The organism is Psychrobacter sp. 16-MNA-CIBAN-0192, assembly GCF_040309565.1.
GTDB lineage: Bacteria > Pseudomonadota > Gammaproteobacteria > Pseudomonadales > Moraxellaceae > Psychrobacter.
This window is the reverse complement of sequence record NZ_JBEOOX010000121.1, coordinates 1-288: the sequence shown is the minus strand read 5'-3', so window position 1 is coordinate 288 and position 288 is coordinate 1. Positions and strand designations below refer to the sequence as shown.

Sequence of the window (288 nt, the reverse complement as noted above, 5' to 3'; positions counted from 1 at the left end):
CAATTGGACCTTGTTGACCGACAGGCCCTGTGTCGCGAAGTAGTCTCCCTGCAAGCCGAATGAGTTGCCGGCCTCTACGATAAACAGGCGAGGGCGGTACACGGCCATGACCTGCATCAGTAGGGTGACCAAGCTCGCCGACTTCCCGGCACCGGTGGGGCCGAACAACAGCAGATGACCGTTCATGGCCCGATCCAGGCGTGACAATGGGTCGAAGCTCAATGGCGAGCCGCCGCGGTTGAACAGGGTGATGCCCGGGTGGCCGGTGCCGGTGCTGCGGCCCCAGAC

At 63.5% G+C, this 288-nt stretch carries 1 protein-coding gene; it reads right to left on the bottom strand.

Annotation, left to right across the window (positions count from 1 at the left end; translation table 11 throughout):
- Positions 1-288, bottom strand: a 288-nt coding sequence (locus tag AAEY78_RS12590) for a hypothetical protein (RefSeq protein ID WP_502943766.1), incomplete at both ends; no start/stop codon positions are given.